The sequence below is a fragment of the Sinobaca sp. H24 genome (genome assembly GCF_023845525.1).
The window spans coordinates 14,588-32,674 of record NZ_JALBWT010000014.1 but is presented as its reverse complement, the minus strand read 5'-3'; the positions used below and the strand labels follow the sequence as shown (position 1 = coordinate 32,674).

Genomic DNA, 18,087 nt, shown 5'->3' with positions numbered 1-18,087 from the left:
CATGCAGGAAATTCTTATTATAGAAGACGAAAGAAGCTTGCAAGGGTAACGAGCCTGGAGCTGGAGTATGAGGGATATCAGACAGAAATTATTCACGACGGGCTGGAAGGGCTGGAGCGGGCCAAAGAAAAGAAATGGGACTTAATCCTGCTCGATGTGATGCTTCCCAGCTTAAATGGAATGGAAATTCTACGTCGTTTCCGAAGAGAAGATAATGTGACGCCGATTATCCTGCTTACTGCAAGAGACCAGACGCCTGATAAGTAAGCGGACTGGATCTTGGCGCCAACGATTATATGACCAAGCCTTTTCAAATTGAAGAACTGCTGGCAAGATCCGGGCACAGCTGCGTTACGCAGAAAACAGCGCTGGATCGAAAAAAATCTAATGTAATAAAAGTGGAAGATATAAACGTTAACATTGATAACCGGAAGTGCTGCGGGCAGGAGTTAGTATAGAACTGACCCCCAGAGAGTTTGATCTGCTCATATACATGATGAAAAATAATAATATCGTTCTGACCAGAGATCAGCTGCTCGAACAGGTGTGGGATTTGACTATTTTGGCGATACGAATGTAGTAGATGTCTATATCCGCTATCTCCGGCAGAAAATCGATAAACCGTTTCCAATCCAGCTGATTCACACGATCCGAGGCGTTGGGTATTCTATTAAAGGAAACAGTCATGAAACTTAAAACAAAGATCCAGCTTTTCACAACGATCTGGATGCTTCTTATCGTCGTAATTGTCAACATATCTATTTATTTGTTATTTGACCGATTATCGGTAAATGCAGAAGTGGAAAGGCTGCAAAGTCAATCCGAATCTATTACAGAATCTCTCCTGTCTACGGAAGGAAACGCAGCTGAATCTGAGGCACTCCTGCAGGCATTTCTGCCAACGAACGGTATGATTCGTATTATTGGGCAGGAGGAAGTGCTTTCTATTCAAACAACAGAGGATCGCTTCCGCCAGCTCCCGGCAGAGTATTCGACCGGCGAATCGCAGCGCACCTTTCTCAGTCAGAAAGCGGGGAAAGATATGCAGCCGTTGAAAAACCGATTATCTGGCAGGAGGAAGTATTGTAACGCTGGAAGTGACAGAGCACATGCAGGCACTTGAAGAAAACTGACGTTTCTTCGAATTGCGTTATTAATTGCCACTCTGTTTATCATCGTACCAACGGTGATAGGCGGACGACTGCTTGGCACTTACTGTTGAGACCGATTCTTGAACTGATCCGCACGATGAAGGATATTCAGCAGCGCGGCGAACTGAAAAAACTTACATGAAGGGTAACTCTAAAGATGAACTGTATGAAATGGGAGATACGTTTAATCATATGATGGAACGATTGGAAAGCAATTTCGAGAAGCAAAACCAGTTTGTGTCCGATGCCTCCCATGAATTAAAAAACGCCTCTCTCCATTATAGCAAGCTATGCAGGCCTGCTGAAAAGATGGGGAAAAGAAAAGCCTGAAGTGCGTGAGGAAGCAGTAGATGCTATTTTGTCAGAATCAGAGAGAATGAAAAGCATTACCGAGCAAATGCTGACACTTGCCAGAGATGAATCTATGCGGGAAATAAAAAAACAGACAGTGGATCTTGCGGCACTGGCAGAAAGAAGCGTCCCATGCGTTTAGTAAAACCTACGAGAGAGAAATTATTGTAAAAACGGCAGAAGAAATAGAAGTAGTAACCGATAAAGAAAATTAAAGCAGCTGTTATATATTCTGCTGGATAATGCTTTAAAGTACAGCGAAGAGAATGTTGTTATAGAAGTCGATGCAGGTAAATCGGCTTCCATAAAGTAATCGACTTTGGAGAAGGACTGAGTAAAGAGGAACAGGCCAAGATCTTTGACCGGTTTTACCGGGTGGACAAAGCTAGAAGCAGGAAAACCGGAGGGACCGGACTAGGTCTTTCCATCGCTTTCCGTTTATCCGAGGTTCTCGGGGGCAAAATAGAGGTAGAGAGTGAACCAGGTGCAGGTGCTTCTTTTATTTTCCGTTTTCCCAGTTAGCATAAACAATGGTTCCCGCTTCAGCTAAGGTTTACATGTTTCCTAAAAAGGATATTAATACTATATATTAAAGTGATGAACGCTTGGGCTGAAGAAGAATACGATAAGACTGGGGAGAAAACAAATGAATGAGACAACGCCTGAAGACATAAAAGAAACGCTGGAGGTTGTCTGTGGGAAATGGAAGGCTGTTATTTTGATGGAATTGATGGCAACACACTTCGATTCAATGAGATAAAAAAACGACTTCCGCGTATTAACCATCAGACATTAATTAAGCAGCTGAAGGAATTGGAACGAGATGAACTGGTGAATCGGACCTCCTACCCTGTGGTACCTCCGCGCGTAGAGTACACGCTGACAGAATATGGCGAATCCATAAAAGACTTGCTGCATCATATGGAAGACTGGGGAAGAAAGCATCGTCAGCGCAAACAGGAAGAAGTGAAGTAATAAATGGCTGAAGGTAAAGCAGTGATTACAATTCATGAAATAACAGAAGCAGGAACAGGTACGAGAGTCTGTATTGATATGGCAGACAGCCTGTCTCCAACAGAAGGGCTTCTTATTGGCAGTACGGGAAGCGGATATTATCATGTGCTTTCCGAAAACAATGAAACGGATACCTATCCACCAAGAGTATTTCGGGTAAATACCGGGGGAATCCATCACTATATCAGGGAAACAGAGAATACCGTTTACGCGTCGGAAATCCAGGGCGGTCATTCCTTAGATGTATTTGACGGCAGCGAATGGTCCCGGAAAATTGTTGGGCGCGCTAAATGGGAACACCGCGTTCTTTTACACGTATCCGGATTTATTGGAAAACAGAAAGTAACAGCTGTACTTCAACAGTCGGACAGCGTCTGTTTAATGAAGGAATCAGGGGAAAGAGCAGCGGTTATTGATTTAAAACCAGGAGATAAAGTTCAGGGCTTTGCAGACACTCCGGGCCGTCACCTGGGAAAGCAAATCGAAGAATATATAGAAGAAAAATAATAAGGAGAAACCCGCAGCGGGTTTCTCCTTATTTGTTACGTTTTATTTTTATAGTTTTACAATTTGTTTTCCGAGGTTCTCTCCCTTAAATAACCCAATAAAGGCGTCCGGAGTCTGCTGTATACCCTCTACAATGTTTTCACGATAAGTGATAGAACCCTGTTCGAGCCATTCAGCTAATTTTTCAGACCCTTCCTGAAAACGATCAGAAAAATCACCGACAATGAATCCCTGCATAAGGGCGCTTGCTTTCACAAGATACTGCTGCACTCTTGGTCCTACATCTTCTCCAGTGGAGTTATAGGTCGAAATAGCGCCGCACTGGGCAATGCGGGCGTACTTATTTAATAGGGGATAAAGCGCTTCGGAAATCGAACCGCCTACGTTATCAAAATAAGCATCTACACCGTCAGGGCAGGCTTTCTCCAAAGCGGCTTTCATATCTTCTGTTGTTGTATATTGAATCACTTCATCGAAATGAAGCTCTTCTTTCAAATAGCGGACTTTTTCATCTGTCCCAGCAATACCTACAACGCGTGCGCCGTAAATTTTGGCAATCTGTCCGGCCGCAGAGCCGACCGCACCGGCTGCTCCGGAAACTACGACTGTTTCTCCCTGTTTTGGCCGGCAGATGTCATTAACTCCGAAATAAGCAGTCAAACCCGGCATACCGAGAATCCCTAAATGAGTAGAGACCGGAGCCAGGGAAGGATCTATTTTACGGACGGAATCCGCAGTAACAACAGAAAATTCTTCCCAGGTCAGATTTCCGATGACAATATCTCCTTCTTTTAAAGAAGAAGAGCGGCTTTCTACAACTTCACCAATGCCGCCTCCGGCGATAGGCTCATGAAGTTCAAAAGGCGGGATATAGGATTTGCCTTCGTTCATTCGACCGCGCATATAAGGATCGACTGATAAATAAAGTGTTTTTAATAATACTTCCCCGGACTCGGGAGAGCCGGTAGAGACTCTGTCAAAATGAAAGGTATCTCTTGTAGGGATGCCTTCTGGACGTTCTGCGAGCAATATTTGATAATGAGCTGATGGTGCCATAGTAGAATAGGTCTCCTTTATTTCCAATAGTTTTGCAGAGGACCGTTCTCGCCATAAAAAGGATCAAGCGACGGCAGCTCTGCATGGTGAATATTTCTATATATTACCTCATGATTGTTCTCATCTCCAGTATAAAGGTCTATCTTCCGACTGTCCGGGTAAGCACCCATCACTTGAAAAATATCATCAGAATCAAGCAGTTTATGACCGACACCGGCTGGGATCAGCATAATATCCCCGCTCGTGACATGCACGACCTTTCCCTGAGGACCGCCTAGATGAAGAGAGGCGCTTCCTCTCGTAACCGCCAGCACTTCATGACTGTTACTGTGGAAATGATGGTATGAGAATACACTGCCATACCAAAAGCCGGCCCATCCATTACTTCGAAAAATCTTTTCCAACTCGGGAAGGTAATGTTCATTAACCGAATAAAGGAGTACAGAAAGAGAAGGGTTATTAGGTATTTTCCCATTATCATCGAAAAAAAGCCTTTCAACACTGTAAGCATGCTTATTAATCATTTTATCCCTCCATATCTATTAGTATTGAGCAGATGCTGTTATATGCATCTATTCCCATTTTTTTAAATATTAAAAACATTTGACAATGAGAATGATTTTCAATACACTTACATTATAATAAATGAGAATGATTTTCATTGAGAATGGGAGGGCTTCAGATGAATTCGTTATTAATAGTAGGAGCAGACAAGCTGGGTGCCATCCCGGATCGGTTGAGTGAGCTGGGATTTTCAGATATTATGCACATCAGCGGCAGAAAAGTAAAAATGGTGCACCGTGAAATACCTGAAAACATAGACCTTGTTCTGGTATTAACAGATTTCATAAATCATAATGTGAGCAGTAAGCTCAAAGAAAGAGCAAAGGAAAAAGCAATTCCTGTCTGCTATGCAAAACGCTCCTGGTGTTCTATCTATAAGGCATTATCGACCTGTAATGAAGTATGCGAACAGTGTCCATTACTGGAAAAAGCCAGATAACAGGAGGTAGAATCTGTGAAGAATCAGAAAGAATATATATTACGAAAGTCTTCTTCCGTATTTGATTTTACTATTTATATACTGCGGAGTATTACATATAAGCAGTTCAATGATGAGGCAGAACTTGCTTTAACAATAAAGCGCCGCTGGAAATATATCGATCCGAATCAATTTAGAGATGTGCAAGAGTTTATTCATACGCTGAAGCTTCTGCAAAAGCGGCTCGTTGAAATCAAGAGTCTCGCTGAACAATTGGAAGAAAAGCGGGAGACCACAGCAGAAGGATTGTTTATCATAAGCGGAATAGAAGCGGGGCCGGACGGACATGTAGCTGCCTGCGCAGTAACATCGGAATATAATGCATGGCAGATGAAAAGGGCAGCATCTTTTCTGCAGAAACTCTATCCCAATAAGGATTGGAGATTGTACATGCTGGACAGTAAACGCATGGAGTATTCCATGAGCGAATACCGTCATAAGGTTTTACCATATAAAAAGAAATAACGAACCCCTGCCGAATTTCCGGCGGGGGTTTTAAAAAGCTTTTGATAGGAGAAAATAGGGTATAGAATAGGGGGTAAAGAAGTTACAGAATGAAGGAATGGTAAATGTGTATAAAAAGATGTGGTTATTGATAAACGGAGCTTCAGGAAATAATGAAATCCAGAAAAACCTGGATGCAACGATCGGTACGCTCGCTATGCAGACAAAAGAGCTTACTATTACTTTCACGCAGGAGAAAGGACATACAGAGCAGCTCTGCCGTGAACAGGGCCATGAGTTTGATATCATTATGATCATGGGAGGGGATGGAACGGTACACGAGGCTATTAACGGCTTGTCCGGGCTTGACAACCCACCAGTTACCGGTATCCTTCCAACGGGCACCTGTAATGATTTTTCGAGATCCTTACTGATCCCGCAGAACTTAAAAAAAGCAGCCGCAGTAGTGGAGCAAAATCATATACAGTATGTCGACATCGGAAAAATGAACGATCGTTACTTTTCTAACTTCTATGGGATCGGCCTGATTGCAGAAACATCTGAAAATATAGATGATCAGCTGAAAGGAATGCTCGGTAAAGTAAGCTATTTTATCAGCGCACTCCAAACGTTCAATAATGCTTCACCATTTACATTTACATTGAAAGCAGATGGAAAAGAATACAAGGATGATGCGGTAATGATCCTCCTCGCAAATGGGAATTTTATTGGGACGAACCGTCTTCCGGGCGATCAAATCTCTTTGGATGACGGACTTATAGATGTATATATTATAAAAGAAAGCGGAGCACCGCTTTTAAAAGAGTTTTTTAATTCCAAAAATCCTTTTATGTATGACTTGGAACAAAGCTCTATTGAATACATTCAAGCCTCCGAAGTAGAGCTGGAAACAGAAAAAGTAATGAAAGCCGATACAGATGGAGAAGTGTACGAAGAAACGCCGGTTCATATAAAGATTCTCCCCAAAAAAATCCCTTTTTTATTTGGGGAAGTACAGCAGGATACTAATAATTAAAGAAAATTCTGATAATTATTCTTTTAGGCATTTTTTACCTTTTTTATGAAAAATGTAGTAAACTAAAAACACTAACAAGCAACCTTCAGAAAAAGGCAAAGCTGCTGAAAGGCAGTCTCGCAAAGTTACAGGTCTAAGGCTTATTGCAGCTAAGACGGCTGAACTGCCTGGGGAAATTTCCTAAAGGCGGGTGAGGGTTGATGGAACTAGTAATTCCAAAAGTACAAAAGATTGATCAAGATTGGTTACAATTAATGGTTGAGGCTAAAGAAGCTGGTTTAACCCCTAGTGAGGTTAAAGAATTCTTAAGACAAACCAAATAATGAAGAAAAATAAGTCATTTCGTATGGCTTATTTTTTTATTTTATGTAAATATAAGTATAGGCATAAATATGCAGATTTTAAAAAATGTCGTTCACTATAACATACTTCAATTCGTTATATGTTATAATTACAGCAAATTACAAACTACAGTATACAAAGGAGTTCAAGCGATGATTGGTGAAAGGGTGAAAATGCTTCGAAAAGAACAGGGTTTATCGTTGACAGAGCTGGCAAATCAGGCCGGAGTCGCGAAATCATATCTTAGTGCACTGGAAAGAGATATTCAAACAAATCCATCGATCCAGTTTTTAGAGAAAATTGCTAAGGTGTTAAACATATCGGTTGATCTTTTAATTAAAGAACAATCAGAGATTAACGAAGAAGAGCTCGATAATGAGTGGTTGGAAATAGTAGAGGAAGCCATGAATTCAGGCGTTTCCAAAGATCAGTTCAAGGAGTTTCTTGAATTCAACAAGTGGAGAATTAAAAATTAGAGAAGGATCGTATCATTCGATCCTTTTTTATTTTGATTATTTTCTATATAAAGAACAAATATTGTTCGTTAAAATGCATTTTATTTCATTTAAGTGTTTTCAAATCCGTTTTTTCGTTATATAATGTATTTAATTCTTTAAAAAGAACATTATAGAACGGAGGATGACGATTTGGTGAGGCTTAGGGGCGGTGTGTACTATACGAATATTATGAACAGACATATTAAGCTTGTTTACTTAACCAATAATAAATGTTCTCTTTATGTAAATGGCTACTTTCTCGGATATTGTGCGTTCGATGTGGCAAAACAGAAAATAAAAGAGATGGAAGATCGTTTGAATAATGTCACCCTAATGTACACAGGAGACAATATTTTTCAAAGCGGCAAAGATTCCACTATGGTTTACGTAAGAATATAAAAAAGCGAGGAGCTGGAAATAATCCAGCAGCCCCGCTTTTTTTTAATAAGAGATTGATTTTGATCTAAAACAATGACCAATCACAAACCCGATGAGAGCTGGCAGTATCCAGCCCAGGTTCAGCTCAAAGAATGGGAGAAGGGAATACAGGCCAACACCTTCGATAGGCACAAGCCCTGCTTCTTTCAATCCGTCATAGGCGCTTACAACAATAGTTCCGGCAATGGCTCCAATATAATGGGACCGATGCAGTGTTATTTTCTCATTTAGTAAGGCCATTAGGATTAACACAATCGCAAGCGGATAGATGGCAACAAGCAGCGGAACCGATAAGGAAATAATAGTGTTCAGTCCCAGATTGCCTACAAGAAGGCTGAGTACGGTCAAAAGCAGAGCGAGCACTGAATAAGGCAGAAAGGACAGATAGCGGTGAAAATATTGACTGCATGCGGTTACCAAGCCGATGCAGGTAGTTAGACAGGCTAGTGTAACGATTAAACCAAGAAGAATAGTACCTGTAAAACCGAAAGACTCTCCTGCAGAATAAGTAAGAATTTCACTGCCATTCTCCATAAGCATGCGGGGACCGCTGTGCACGCCGAGCCATCCAATCGCAATATATACAGCGGCAAGACCAATACCTGCAATAATGCCGGCGGAAGCAGCGGAGCGCCGTACCTCGCGGCGGTCCAATGCACCTTTTTCTTTCAGCGTATTTACAACAATCAAGCCGAAGGCTAAAGCTGCGATAGTATCCATTGTTAAGTATCCTTCGACAAAGCCTCTTCCGATTGCCTGGGAAGCATATTCATTGGACGGAGGCCCTCCTCCGCCCATAAAGCCGGTAACATAAGCTCCGGCAACAAGCAGTATAATAGAAAGAAGCAGAGCGGGTGTAATAACATATCCTATTGTCGTAACAAGCTTATTAGGATTGAGGCTGAGCAGAAACACGAGACCAAAAAATAATAGGGAAAACAAAAATAATGCCATGTTTGAACCGTTTTCCGGCAGAAGAGGTACGATCCCCATTTCATAAGAAACGTTTGCTGCTCTTGGAATGCCAAAAAATGGACCGATTGAGGCGTATAAAATAATCATAAAAAGTAAAGCGAAGGGTTTGTTTACTCTTTCAGCAATGCCTTGAAAGCTCTGCCCTGAAAGAGAAACCGCAATTATTCCTAAAACAGGAAGTCCCACACCGGTAATAACAAAACCAATTATGGCAGGAAGATAGGAAGTTCCAGCTTCCTGACCTAAAAATGGCGGGAATATTAAGTTGCCTGCTCCAAAAAACAAGGCAAAAAGCATTAAACCTATAAAAAAGTTATCTTTCCATGTTAATTTGTTCATGATTGTCTCCCTTAAAATAAAATAAACCTTCATTATCCTAACGCTGGATAAGTAAATTGTAAAGATATTTATGTGAACTGTTAAAATAGAGAAAAGCTATTGATGCAGAGGAGGGGAAGTATGCTTGTGACAATAGAAGACGAATTGATTTACATTTACCTGCAGCATAAAGCCACCAGTGCTTCACCGCTGGGAGCTTACCCTGATGTAAGTGGATATATGCTGTATGATAAAAACGGTAACTGGCTTGGATACAGGGTAATGCGCACTATTTACAATAATAAAAATTATGTTATTTCCATTCCAAAAGTGAAGAAAGTTGAATACCCGCTATTCGCGGCGAGCATTGAAGACGCCGATGAATTTATTGAGATTAAATTCGATGCCGATAGGGAAACTGCAGAAATGCTGCAACAGGAATGTCTGCTCGATATAAACGAAAAGGGGCTGTTTGGTATCGAATTAGTCAGACATCCTGATATTCCAGCAGGGGAAACAGAATATGTGAAATATTTTGTAGAAGAATAGAAACGATTTCTTTCTTTTATAAAAAATATCTCAAAGCGTTTATCGCTTTGAGATATTTTTATAAAGGAGAAAACAAATGATTTATTTTTTTCTTATCTCTGCAATCTGCTCTTCAAGTTCAGTAAGCTGATTAACTGCAGCATCGGGGCTTCTGCCTACAGATTCGAGCTTTTCCAAATCTCCCTGTACTCTTACATATTCACTTTTCAGCCACGCCAGCTGCTCTTCTTTTGCTTTATTATCCATTTGATGCCAGCTCCTTTTTCTCTGATTAATTCCAATGTAGCATATTCAATAGAAGAGAGGAAAACAAAAAATACAGAAAAGTCTTTTTGTTCGTGTTGATATTTTTAAAAAAAAGATTTATACTTTAAATGAAAATGATTATCAATGTTAGTAATGAAAAGATTATATAAATGTATGAAAAGCATGAAAGGGGTTTCCAGTGTGTCAAACTTAACCACACAGCAGATAGCAGTTTCGTATCAGGAAAATAACATTATAAAGGAAATGACAGTAGAGATACCAGAAGGTCAGGTCACCTCTATTATCGGTCCAAATGGCTGCGGAAAATCCACCTTACTAAAAGCTATGTCCAGAACATTGAAACCCAACAGCGGAGCCGTTTATTTAAACGGCCGCAATATACATGATATGAAAACAAAAGAAGTAGCAAAAGAAATGGCTATTCTTACGCAATCACCGGAGACGCCGCAGACGCTTACAGTCCAGCAGCTTGTAGCTTTCGGACGTTATCCTCATCGTAAAAGAGTCGGCGGGCTGACTCCGGCAGACAAAGAAGCGATTGATAAAGCAATCTTTGACACAGGTATGGCAGAATTTCAGGATCGTACGCTGGATGCTCTTTCCGGGGGTCAGCGCCAGCGTGCCTGGATCGCGATGGCACTTGCCCAGGAGACCGATCTGCTTCTGCTTGATGAGCCGACAACGTATCTTGACATGGCGCATCAATTAGAAGTACTGGAACTTCTGCAAAAGCTGAACAGAGAAGAAAACCGTACGATGTTATGGTTCTTCACGACCTGAATCAGGCTGCCAGGTTCTCTGATCATTTAATTGCTATTAAAAATGGGGAAATTCAGCATTACGGTTCGTCACACGAAGTAGTCTGCCAGAAAGTCCTGCGCAGAGTATTTGGAATTGACGCGTATGTAGTCCAAGATCCAAGGACAGGAAAACCTCTTTGTATGACATACGACCTTGTAACCAATGATACGCTCGATGCTCCTCCGAATGAAGCCGAACTAAGATTAGCACAGGTGTAAGCTTATGCAGGCAATTATCCGGCATAATGCTACTCAACTACGAAGCGTTTTTTCTGTTATCCATGAAGAACCGAAGCAGTGGGAGTGCCGGTTCTCTTTAAAAGAATGGGCAGCAGAAGAAACCGACTCCTGCAGGCAGTTTTTAGAGCAGTATGGAACGTATATTGAAGCACCAAGCTTTGATATGAGTGCCGCTTTCTGGGCAAATCGGTTCAGCCGCTTTATCGCATTTGGTCACTGGGCGATTGTGCACGGCTTTGATATGAATAATATTTCCAGCAGATGCACGGTTTATTTAGTGCCGGGCGAATACGCTGAGCCGGTGTATCAATTCCTGATTGATCAGGAAACGCTGGAAAACAGTGAGGCTGACTCCTCAAATACAAAACAGGCTCTGGCCCAGTATTATGCAGAACATGTCACCCCTCTGTTTCTAAAGTTTTCGGAAACAGCAGATGTACGTATAAAAGAGCTCTGGGGTCAGGTGTATCATGCCGTACCTTACTTTCTTCACCTTGCAAAAGTGACGGAAAACCCGGAAATTGAACAGGCACTAAGAAAAAGCTGGCAGGATGTCCTGGATTTTGAAGAAGGATATATTTTTGGACGGGCCAAGCCGCCATTTGCCTTTCGATGTATGGAAATACCCAATCCGGCGGGAGAAGAGAAAATTTATACAAAGCCGACGTGCTGTCTGGCTTTCAAAGGCAGCAACTCGTACTGTTACCGCTGCCCGAGAATGAAAAAAGAAGAACGAAACGCCAGATATAATAAGTTAACGAAAAGACAGGAAGCGTGAATACGCTGTCCTGTCTTTTTTATTAATAGATTATTTTTTAGTGCGGCTCATTAACCATAAGAAAAAAGGAGCACCGATAATAGCGGCCACAAGCCCGGATGGGATTTCTTTTGGAGCAATGATTATTCTTCCCGCAGCGTCTGCACCGACTAGCAGAGCAGCCCCGAGCAACAAGGCTACAGGGAAAATACGCCGGTAGTCTTCCCCTACAAGCAGCCGTGCCAGATGAGGAGCAACAAGACCGATAAATCCGATGGTTCCTACTGCAGCTACTGCCATAGCAGCAGAAAAAGTAGCTAAAATGATAGAAAACCAGCGGACGGCTGTTAGTGGAACGCCGAGGCCAATTGCATTGTTATCTCCCAGCGCAAGAATATTCAGTGACCCTAAAAGGAAAAAGCACGTCGGTATGATAATAATAAGAGGCCAGGTAAGAAACATCTGCAGCTCATTAAATCCACTCGCATAGGTGCTGCCGGAAAGCCAGGTAAGGGCGGAGGCAGCATTCAAATTAGAACGAACGATTAAAATCTGGGTAATCGCTCCTCCAGCTGCTGAAATGGCAATGCCCATTAAAGCAAGCACGGCAGGATGAAATTGTGTTTTCCAGGAAAAGAACAATACAATGGCCACGGTTAGAAAAGCGCCGATAATGGCACCCGCCGGCAGCCAGGCTGCGGAAAGGGAGGAAAAAAAGAACAATACACTCAAAGCCCCGACGCCTGCTCCTGCCGTGACACCGATCACAGAAGGATCTGCCAGCGGGTTGCGCAGTATTCCCTGGAATAAAAGGCCGCTTGCTGCCAAAAGCATGCCGGCAGCGCAGGCTGCAAGCATTCTGCCAAGCCGCAGGTCAAAGATAATGAACCTTTGTCCGGATGCTTCATCCGTAAACAGGGCCTGCCATGTTTGTCCCCATTCAAAACCTGTGCTGCCTCCAGCCATTCCTATGAAAAATACAGTAATTAATAAAAATGCTGAACCGGTCAAGACCACCGGATAGGGAAGCCTGAATGAAAGCCGGCTTCCCGATATACTTTCTCTGCTGCCCGATCCAAAAAAGCTGCCCCGGTGTTTTAACACGAGCCAGATCAGCCATGGCGCGCCAATTAATGCGGTGACAGAGCCTACAGGCATCTCGGTAAGAGAGGGATCCAGAAAGCGGCCGAGTATATCCGCTCCAATTAATATATTAGCTCCCCAAAGCATGGAAGCCGGAATAAGAAGGCTGTGAAGCTGAAATCCGGCGAGCCGCATTAAGTGGGGGGCTATCAGGCCGATAAAAGCGATAGGTCCTGCTACACTTACAGTAAGAGCGGAGAGACCAACAGCAAGAAAGAACATAATGACCTGGATTCTTTTTGTTTTTTCCCCCAGGACCTTTGCCTGGTCGCTGCCAAGCAGCATAATGTCCATCTGCCGGCTTATTGTAAATATGACGATGGTAATCACTGCCGCCCAGGGGAGGGCAAATAATACGCCGCTCCAGTCCTGCTGGACAAGAGAACCATTTCCCCATAGGAACAAACCGGCTGTTTCATATTCAAAAAAGATCTGCAGAGCTGCCGTGAAAGAGGAGAACATTAAACTCAGGACAAGCCCTGCAAGAGCCATGCGGACCGGGGTGGCATTGATGCCTCCCGACAAAACAAAGACAAGCACAGCGGCCAGCGAGCCCCCAAGAAAGGCAAACAAAAATCCACTGCCAAATAGCCAGGCAGGACCAGTTGACCCAAGAGCTGCTCCGGCTACTACAAAGAAATAGGCTCCAGCATGAACACCAAGTGTACTTGGTGCGGCCAGCGGGTTCTTCGTCAGCGTCTGAAAAATGACTCCAGCGGCGGCCAGAGCTGCCCCGGCAATGAGACCCAGTGCAATTCGCGGAAGGTAAACAGACCGTACGATACTATGCTGAACGGTATCGCCTTCATTTTGCAGCGCCTGAAGAACAACGGACCAGCCCATTCCCTGACTGCTTTGATATAAATGTAAAAATGACAAAAAAAACAAGAGGGCTGTCCCCCCTCCGAAGATAAGGACAGCCTTTGTTTTTCTATGCAAATGCTTCATAATTTATTCTCCTGTCAGTGAGTCTGAAACCTGCTCGGCAAATACTTCAGCAGAGAGAGGTCCTCCAAAAGTCCAGGTATCTCCCGGAAGTGCATAAGTACGGTCTTCCTCCACAAAATTCAAACCTTCCCATACTTCATTTCCAGCCAGCTGGTTTTCAAAGACATTATCTTCTTCCTGTACGATATACATAAAGTCGCTGTCCTGATACGGTTCAAGCGCGTCAACATTCGTTTCTGTATAACCATAAAGTTCAAATTCCGCACCATCATATGCGTTCTCAAGACCGATTTCCTGCATAATCTTTACAGCCATGGAGTTGTCTGTGAATAGGCGGATAGAGGCAGTATCATTTGCGCTGAAAGCCTGGGATAACAGAACTTCATTACCTTCATATCCACCGTCGCTGATTTCAGCTGCCACGTCTTCATAGGAATTATCCAAATCTTCCATGACCTGATCTGCTTCTTCTTCTCTGTCAACAGCTGAAGCGATCTCCCGGAACGTTGTTTCCATCTCCTCATACTGATCGCCTTCGCCTTCCTCCGGATATGGTTCAAACATAACGGTTGGAGCGATGTCGTTCAGTTGATCACTGATACCTTCATGCCGGGAAGAAGCGGTAATAATCAAATCCGGTTCGAGCTGGGCGATAGCCTCCAGATTTGGTTCCTGTCTTGTTCCTACATCAGTAATATCTTCTGGAAGTTCAGGTTCTACGTTTACCCACTGATTATATCCTTCCAAATCAGCGATCCCAACAGGATCTACGCCAAGTGCCAATAAATCCTCTGCATAAACCCATTCCAAAACTACAATATTCTGGGGCGTTTCTTCAAGCTCTACTTCTTCTGACGCTCCTTGAACGGTAGTTGTTTCCCCGCCGCCATTTTCTTCTTCACTGCCGCTTTCTTCTGTATCTGAAGAATTGCAGGCACCGAGCGCAAGCAGACCTGCTAGTGCTGGAATCCATATGTATTTCTTTGTCATTGTTCCATCCCCTTATTGATAAAGATTATCATTTGCAATTAAAATAATACTATGAATGCTGGTATAAATCAATAGATTTTTGGCGTGTATATGTAAAAGCTGAAGAGTGCAATTAACGGAAGCCATAAAAAAGATGGGTACCAAACCCATCGAGTCCATTCTATGTTGCCGCCTGCTTATTATAGGCCTCACGGAATTGTTTTGTGAAGTCATTCATTCTTTTTTTATTTTTCCCAAGGTCCGAATAGCCGATCCGGGAGGCAGAGCGAAAATGAACAAATCCTTGCTGGCCGAAATAAAATTCCACATCATCTTTAAACGGCAGAAGTTTTACTTTGTAAACAGCTTTCATATAATCGACATCCTCATGTTCGATTTCAGCGAGCGGTTCTTCTTTCAAAATAGATCGAACGATTCGTTTTGCTTCTTCCGGTTCCCCGCTGAAAGCAATCGGGTCCATATAGTGTTGTCTATCGTCAGAGTTCCCCATAGTGGAAACGCAATTTCTGGAATTGGGACAAGGTGGAAGTTTCATGAACGGAACCCCTTTCAAATGGTATGATGTAATTGTTATGTAAATCAGTTCCCTATTAAGGTCACCATTAATCATTCATTCCTTAGAAAAGGAGATACAAATATGAAATTCAAACAGATTTCCCCTCACGTTTACAAAGGCGAAACATGGATGGGTATCAAAATGAGCGCCTGGGTTGTCAAAGAGGGCGACTATACCATTATTATTGATACTGGACTCCCATTTATGGGTTCCTCACTACTATCATTCGCAGAGAAACAAGCACCTCTTCAGATGGTTCTGCTTACCCACGGACACTCTGATCATGTAGGAGGGTTATCTTCTATTTTAAGAAAAAGAAAAGTGCCCGTATATGCTCATGCCAATGAAATTAAATATATAGAAGGAAAAGAACCGTATCCAAAGCGTAAAAAACCGGAACGGGGGATGACGCCAGGCATCGTTAAACCACTGCCGGAAGATGAAAATAACAATCTTCACACGATGATGAATCTGGTTCCTTATTTAACTCCCGGCCATTCCCCGGGCCACACTGCGTTTTATCATAAAGAAGATAATGTGTTAATCAGCGGCGATATGTTTACTTCTAAAAGAGGAAAGCTGACCCCTCCTATAAAAGCTTTCACAGCTGACACACAGGAAGCTGTAGAGTCGAGCAGACTGCTCGAAGAACTTAACCCGGCAAGGATCAGCATTTGCCACGGAGAAGACATTGAGCAGCCAACGGAACAGCTGCAGGCCTATCTGCAGAAATATAAAAAATGATGAGGTGAATGAAATGGGATACAACGAAAATTTTATGAAAGAAGCCCTGCTGCTGGCAGCAGAAACAGTAAAAGAAAGCAGAGGAGAGCCTTTCGGGTGTGTTATCGTTAGAGAGGAAAAAATAATAGCACGGGCCTCCAATCAGCTTCATCGGACAAATGATCCCACAACTCATGCAGAACTCGAAGCGATCAGACAGGCAACAAGAGAGCAGGCATCTCCTGATCTTAGTGACTGCGAACTTTATACGAGCGGTGAACCGTGCCCGATGTGCGAGGCTGCCATTAACTGGAGTAAGATACCTGTAGTTTATATGGGGAAAACGCTCGAGGACGCAAGAGAAGCAGGACTTGTACCTGCTCCAGGAGATGAGGCACCGGCGTATACTGCTTATCACAAACCGGTTCATATGGGAGAAGAAGACCCCTATGATATATGGGAAAAAATAAACTCGGATAATTAACCGAGCAGAAAACGAAAATAGATGATAATAAATAGGAAAAATAGGAAGAGCAGGACAGCAAATAAAAGTATGCCCCACATATATGGCAGATGAACATATTTTGACTGCTTTTTAATGGTAATAGCTGACAAAGTAAAAGAGACACCTAGTGCCAGCACGATAATAACAGCTACCCAAAGTGCGAGCTGCGGCCAGGGAAGAAAATATACAATGGGCATAAGTAAAAGCAGTACACAGACGGTGAAGAAAGCGTAAAGAGATGCACGGTAAAAGCGGTTATCTGTTTTAGATTCTTCCTGCTGGCGTCTTTTTTCCATACGGCTTAATGACTCCTGAACAGAGCCGCCTCTGCCGCTGTCTCCCCGTCCTATCCAGCGGTTTATTGTACTGACGGGATTCCATTCTCTAATTGCAGTGATCCATTTCATATTTTCATCTCCTGATTGTCACGGAAATTAACTGTCTTGTTCATCTTGGCTATCATATCTAATTATAGTTGATTGTGCAATGAGAGAAGAAAACAAAGGAGAGATACACATGAAAGTTATCGTGCAGGGAGCCGGGGCAGTAGGAGCATATATAGGTGCACGTCTTGCCGAAGCCGGTCATGAAGTGACGTTTTTTGTGAGGTCAGGGCGTCGTCAGCAGCTGAAAGAACATGGTTTAATGCTTTACAGTACGGCCGGCGACTTCCATATATCAAAAGTAAATACTATTACATCGTCAGAAGAGGCTGAAAGTGCAGATTTAATCATATGGGCGGTAAAAGGGTATCATATAGAGGAAGCACTTCCGCAGCTGGCTGACCTGGCTGAAAAAACAGGAGCGGCAGTTCTGCCTTTACTAAATGGGACTTCTCATATTGATAAAATGAAACAAATGATCCCGGATAGCCGAATTATCGGAGGACTCGCATTTATCATTGCAGCTCTGGACGAAAAAGGGCACGTTCATCACACCAGCAGCCAGCATGGCATCATTTATGGAGCGCTTCTACCGGAGCAGGAAGCGGAAGTGGACAAAATAGAGGAATTATTTGAGGACGTAAATGCAGAAACAAAAAGAAGCCGGAACGTCTGGCATGACATGTGGAAAAAATATATGTTTATCACTGCATTTTCAGGCATTACTACGGCGGCAGACCTGACAATAGGTCCTGTCGTCCGTTCAGAAGAGGCATGTATGACCATACGTTCTGTATTGATGGAAATGAAAGATATTGCCAACACAGAAAATGGAGATATAACCTCAGAGCACGCAGAGACAGCGTTAAAGCAGATGAAGTCATTGAATGCAGAGGCAACTTCCTCTATGCATAATGATCTACTCCGCGGGGGAGAAATTGAAGTAGAGCATCTGCAGGGTGAAGCATTAAAGATTGCAGAGAAGCACAGTAAAGCGGCTCCTGTTTTATTTACTATGTACAGCATAATAAAGCCAAAGGCTCTCAATAGATAAA

23 protein-coding genes, 3 pseudogenes and 1 riboswitch are annotated in these 18,087 nt (G+C 42.9%); of the genes and pseudogenes, 18 read left to right on the top strand and 8 right to left on the bottom strand.

Annotated elements, in window-relative coordinates; all coding sequences use genetic code 11:
* Window position 1: 1 nt before the first annotated feature.
* The 6 genes and pseudogenes from MMY81_RS17775 to MMY81_RS17750 all read left to right on the top strand — a co-directional run bounded on the left by MMY81_RS17775 (window position 2) and on the right by MMY81_RS17750 (window position 3,023).
* Window positions 2–696: pseudogene (locus tag MMY81_RS17775) on the top strand (response regulator transcription factor).
* A complete protein-coding gene (locus tag MMY81_RS17770; protein WP_252313910.1) occupies window positions 686–1,123 on the top strand; it encodes a hypothetical protein in 438 nt (145 codons plus the stop codon). The pseudogene MMY81_RS17775 and the gene MMY81_RS17770 overlap by 11 nt, the downstream one beginning before the upstream one ends.
* Before the next feature lie 302 nt (window positions 1,124–1,425).
* A pseudogene (locus tag MMY81_RS17765) lies at window positions 1,426–1,644 on the top strand (histidine kinase dimerization/phospho-acceptor domain-containing protein); the annotation flags it as partial.
* Window positions 1,645–1,796: 152 nt separating this feature from the next.
* Window positions 1,797–2,024 carry a sensor histidine kinase gene (locus MMY81_RS35475; protein ID WP_374562288.1) on the top strand — a complete coding sequence of 76 codons (228 nt, stop codon included), beginning with the start codon at window positions 1,797–1,799 and terminating at the stop codon, window positions 2,022–2,024.
* Window positions 2,025–2,204: 180 nt separating this feature from the next.
* Window positions 2,205–2,477 carry a winged helix-turn-helix transcriptional regulator gene (locus tag MMY81_RS17755; protein ID WP_252313909.1) on the top strand — a complete coding sequence of 91 codons (273 nt, stop codon included), beginning with the start codon at window positions 2,205–2,207 and terminating at the stop codon, window positions 2,475–2,477.
* 3 nt (window positions 2,478–2,480) lie between these two features.
* Window positions 2,481–3,023 carry a 3-dehydroquinate synthase II domain-containing protein gene (locus MMY81_RS17750; RefSeq protein ID WP_252313908.1) on the top strand — a complete coding sequence of 181 codons (543 nt, stop codon included), beginning with the start codon at window positions 2,481–2,483 and terminating at the stop codon, window positions 3,021–3,023.
* 48 nt (window positions 3,024–3,071) lie between these two features.
* Here the strand turns inward: MMY81_RS17750 and MMY81_RS17745 are convergent, their stop codons facing one another.
* Together MMY81_RS17745 and MMY81_RS17740 are read right to left on the bottom strand one after the other, a co-directional pair.
* Window positions 3,072–4,079, bottom strand: a complete 1,008-nt coding sequence (locus tag MMY81_RS17745) for an NADP-dependent oxidoreductase (protein ID WP_252313907.1) — start codon at window positions 4,077–4,079, stop codon at window positions 3,072–3,074.
* A 17-nt stretch (window positions 4,080–4,096) separates the two neighbouring features.
* Window positions 4,097–4,603, bottom strand: a complete 507-nt coding sequence (locus MMY81_RS17740; protein WP_252313906.1) for a cupin domain-containing protein — start codon at window positions 4,601–4,603, stop codon at window positions 4,097–4,099.
* A 158-nt stretch (window positions 4,604–4,761) separates the two neighbouring features.
* Between MMY81_RS17740 and MMY81_RS17735 the strand changes: the two genes are divergently transcribed.
* The 6 genes from MMY81_RS17735 (at window position 4,762) to MMY81_RS17710 (ending at window position 7,839) form a co-directional block, all read left to right on the top strand.
* Window positions 4,762–5,082, top strand: a complete 321-nt coding sequence (locus tag MMY81_RS17735; protein ID WP_252313905.1) for a DUF2325 domain-containing protein — start codon at window positions 4,762–4,764, stop codon at window positions 5,080–5,082.
* Between the two features lie 15 nt (window positions 5,083–5,097).
* Entirely contained in the window at window positions 5,098–5,586 is a 489-nt protein-coding gene (locus tag MMY81_RS17730) for a hypothetical protein (RefSeq protein ID WP_252313904.1), read from the top strand.
* A gap of 106 nt (window positions 5,587–5,692) precedes the next feature.
* Window positions 5,693–6,601, top strand: a complete 909-nt coding sequence (locus MMY81_RS17725; RefSeq protein WP_252313903.1) for a diacylglycerol/lipid kinase family protein — start codon at window positions 5,693–5,695, stop codon at window positions 6,599–6,601.
* A gap of 84 nt (window positions 6,602–6,685) precedes the next feature.
* Window positions 6,686–6,772, top strand: a riboswitch (cyclic di-GMP riboswitch).
* A gap of 29 nt (window positions 6,773–6,801) precedes the next feature.
* Complete coding sequence (locus MMY81_RS17720) at window positions 6,802–6,924, top strand: anti-repressor SinI family protein (RefSeq protein ID WP_252313902.1); 123 nt, start codon at window positions 6,802–6,804, stop codon at window positions 6,922–6,924.
* A 171-nt stretch (window positions 6,925–7,095) separates the two neighbouring features.
* Window positions 7,096–7,419 (top strand): helix-turn-helix domain-containing protein, encoded by a 324-nt coding sequence (locus MMY81_RS17715; protein WP_252313901.1) that lies wholly within the window; start codon window positions 7,096–7,098, stop codon window positions 7,417–7,419.
* 171 nt (window positions 7,420–7,590) lie between these two features.
* Window positions 7,591–7,839: a hypothetical protein gene (locus tag MMY81_RS17710; protein ID WP_252313900.1), complete on the top strand. Its 249-nt coding sequence runs from the start codon at window positions 7,591–7,593 to the stop codon at window positions 7,837–7,839.
* A 42-nt stretch (window positions 7,840–7,881) separates the two neighbouring features.
* Here the strand turns inward: MMY81_RS17710 and brnQ are convergent, their stop codons facing one another.
* Entirely contained in the window at window positions 7,882–9,192 is a 1,311-nt protein-coding gene (gene brnQ / locus MMY81_RS17705) for a branched-chain amino acid transport system II carrier protein (protein ID WP_252313899.1), read from the bottom strand.
* Between the two features lie 120 nt (window positions 9,193–9,312).
* Here brnQ and MMY81_RS17700 point away from each other — a divergent pair, with 120 nt between their 5' ends.
* Complete coding sequence (locus tag MMY81_RS17700; RefSeq protein WP_252313898.1) at window positions 9,313–9,720, top strand: hypothetical protein; 408 nt, start codon at window positions 9,313–9,315, stop codon at window positions 9,718–9,720.
* An 81-nt stretch (window positions 9,721–9,801) separates the two neighbouring features.
* Here MMY81_RS17700 and MMY81_RS17695 read toward each other — a convergent pair whose 3' ends face one another.
* A complete protein-coding gene (locus MMY81_RS17695) occupies window positions 9,802–9,966 on the bottom strand; it encodes an SE1832 family protein (RefSeq protein ID WP_252313897.1) in 165 nt (54 codons plus the stop codon).
* A gap of 201 nt (window positions 9,967–10,167) precedes the next feature.
* Here MMY81_RS17695 and MMY81_RS17690 point away from each other — a divergent pair.
* Both MMY81_RS17690 and MMY81_RS17685 read left to right on the top strand, forming a co-directional pair.
* A pseudogene (locus MMY81_RS17690) lies at window positions 10,168–11,006 on the top strand (ABC transporter ATP-binding protein).
* Window positions 11,007–11,010: 4 nt separating this feature from the next.
* Window positions 11,011–11,805 carry a hypothetical protein gene (locus MMY81_RS17685; protein ID WP_252313896.1) on the top strand — a complete coding sequence of 265 codons (795 nt, stop codon included), beginning with the start codon at window positions 11,011–11,013 and terminating at the stop codon, window positions 11,803–11,805.
* Window positions 11,806–11,835: 30 nt separating this feature from the next.
* Here MMY81_RS17685 and MMY81_RS17680 read toward each other — a convergent pair whose 3' ends face one another.
* The 3 genes from MMY81_RS17680 to MMY81_RS17670 form a co-directional block, all read right to left on the bottom strand.
* Window positions 11,836–13,875, bottom strand: a complete 2,040-nt coding sequence (locus MMY81_RS17680) for an iron ABC transporter permease (RefSeq protein WP_252313895.1) — start codon at window positions 13,873–13,875, stop codon at window positions 11,836–11,838.
* 3 nt (window positions 13,876–13,878) lie between these two features.
* A complete protein-coding gene (locus tag MMY81_RS17675; protein ID WP_252313894.1) occupies window positions 13,879–14,865 on the bottom strand; it encodes an ABC transporter substrate-binding protein in 987 nt (328 codons plus the stop codon).
* A gap of 160 nt (window positions 14,866–15,025) precedes the next feature.
* Window positions 15,026–15,400: a DUF1499 domain-containing protein gene (locus tag MMY81_RS17670; protein ID WP_252313893.1), complete on the bottom strand. Its 375-nt coding sequence runs from the start codon at window positions 15,398–15,400 to the stop codon at window positions 15,026–15,028.
* A 102-nt stretch (window positions 15,401–15,502) separates the two neighbouring features.
* Between MMY81_RS17670 and MMY81_RS17665 the strand changes: the two genes are divergently transcribed.
* Both MMY81_RS17665 and MMY81_RS17660 read left to right on the top strand, forming a co-directional pair.
* Complete coding sequence (locus tag MMY81_RS17665; RefSeq protein WP_252313892.1) at window positions 15,503–16,165, top strand: MBL fold metallo-hydrolase; 663 nt, start codon at window positions 15,503–15,505, stop codon at window positions 16,163–16,165.
* Between the two features lie 13 nt (window positions 16,166–16,178).
* The gene (locus tag MMY81_RS17660; protein WP_252313891.1) at window positions 16,179–16,628 is read left to right on the top strand and encodes a nucleoside deaminase; all 450 of its coding nucleotides are present in this window, start codon (window positions 16,179–16,181) and stop codon (window positions 16,626–16,628) included.
* Here MMY81_RS17660 and MMY81_RS17655 read toward each other — a convergent pair.
* Window positions 16,625–17,056 carry a hypothetical protein gene (locus MMY81_RS17655; protein WP_252313890.1) on the bottom strand — a complete coding sequence of 144 codons (432 nt, stop codon included), beginning with the start codon at window positions 17,054–17,056 and terminating at the stop codon, window positions 16,625–16,627. The two genes, MMY81_RS17660 and MMY81_RS17655, sit on opposite strands and share 4 nt — an antisense overlap.
* A 109-nt stretch (window positions 17,057–17,165) precedes the next feature.
* Between MMY81_RS17655 and MMY81_RS17650 the strand changes: the two genes are divergently transcribed.
* Entirely contained in the window at window positions 17,166–18,086 is a 921-nt protein-coding gene (locus MMY81_RS17650) for a ketopantoate reductase family protein (RefSeq protein ID WP_252313889.1), read from the top strand.
* Window position 18,087: the final 1 nt, after the last annotated feature.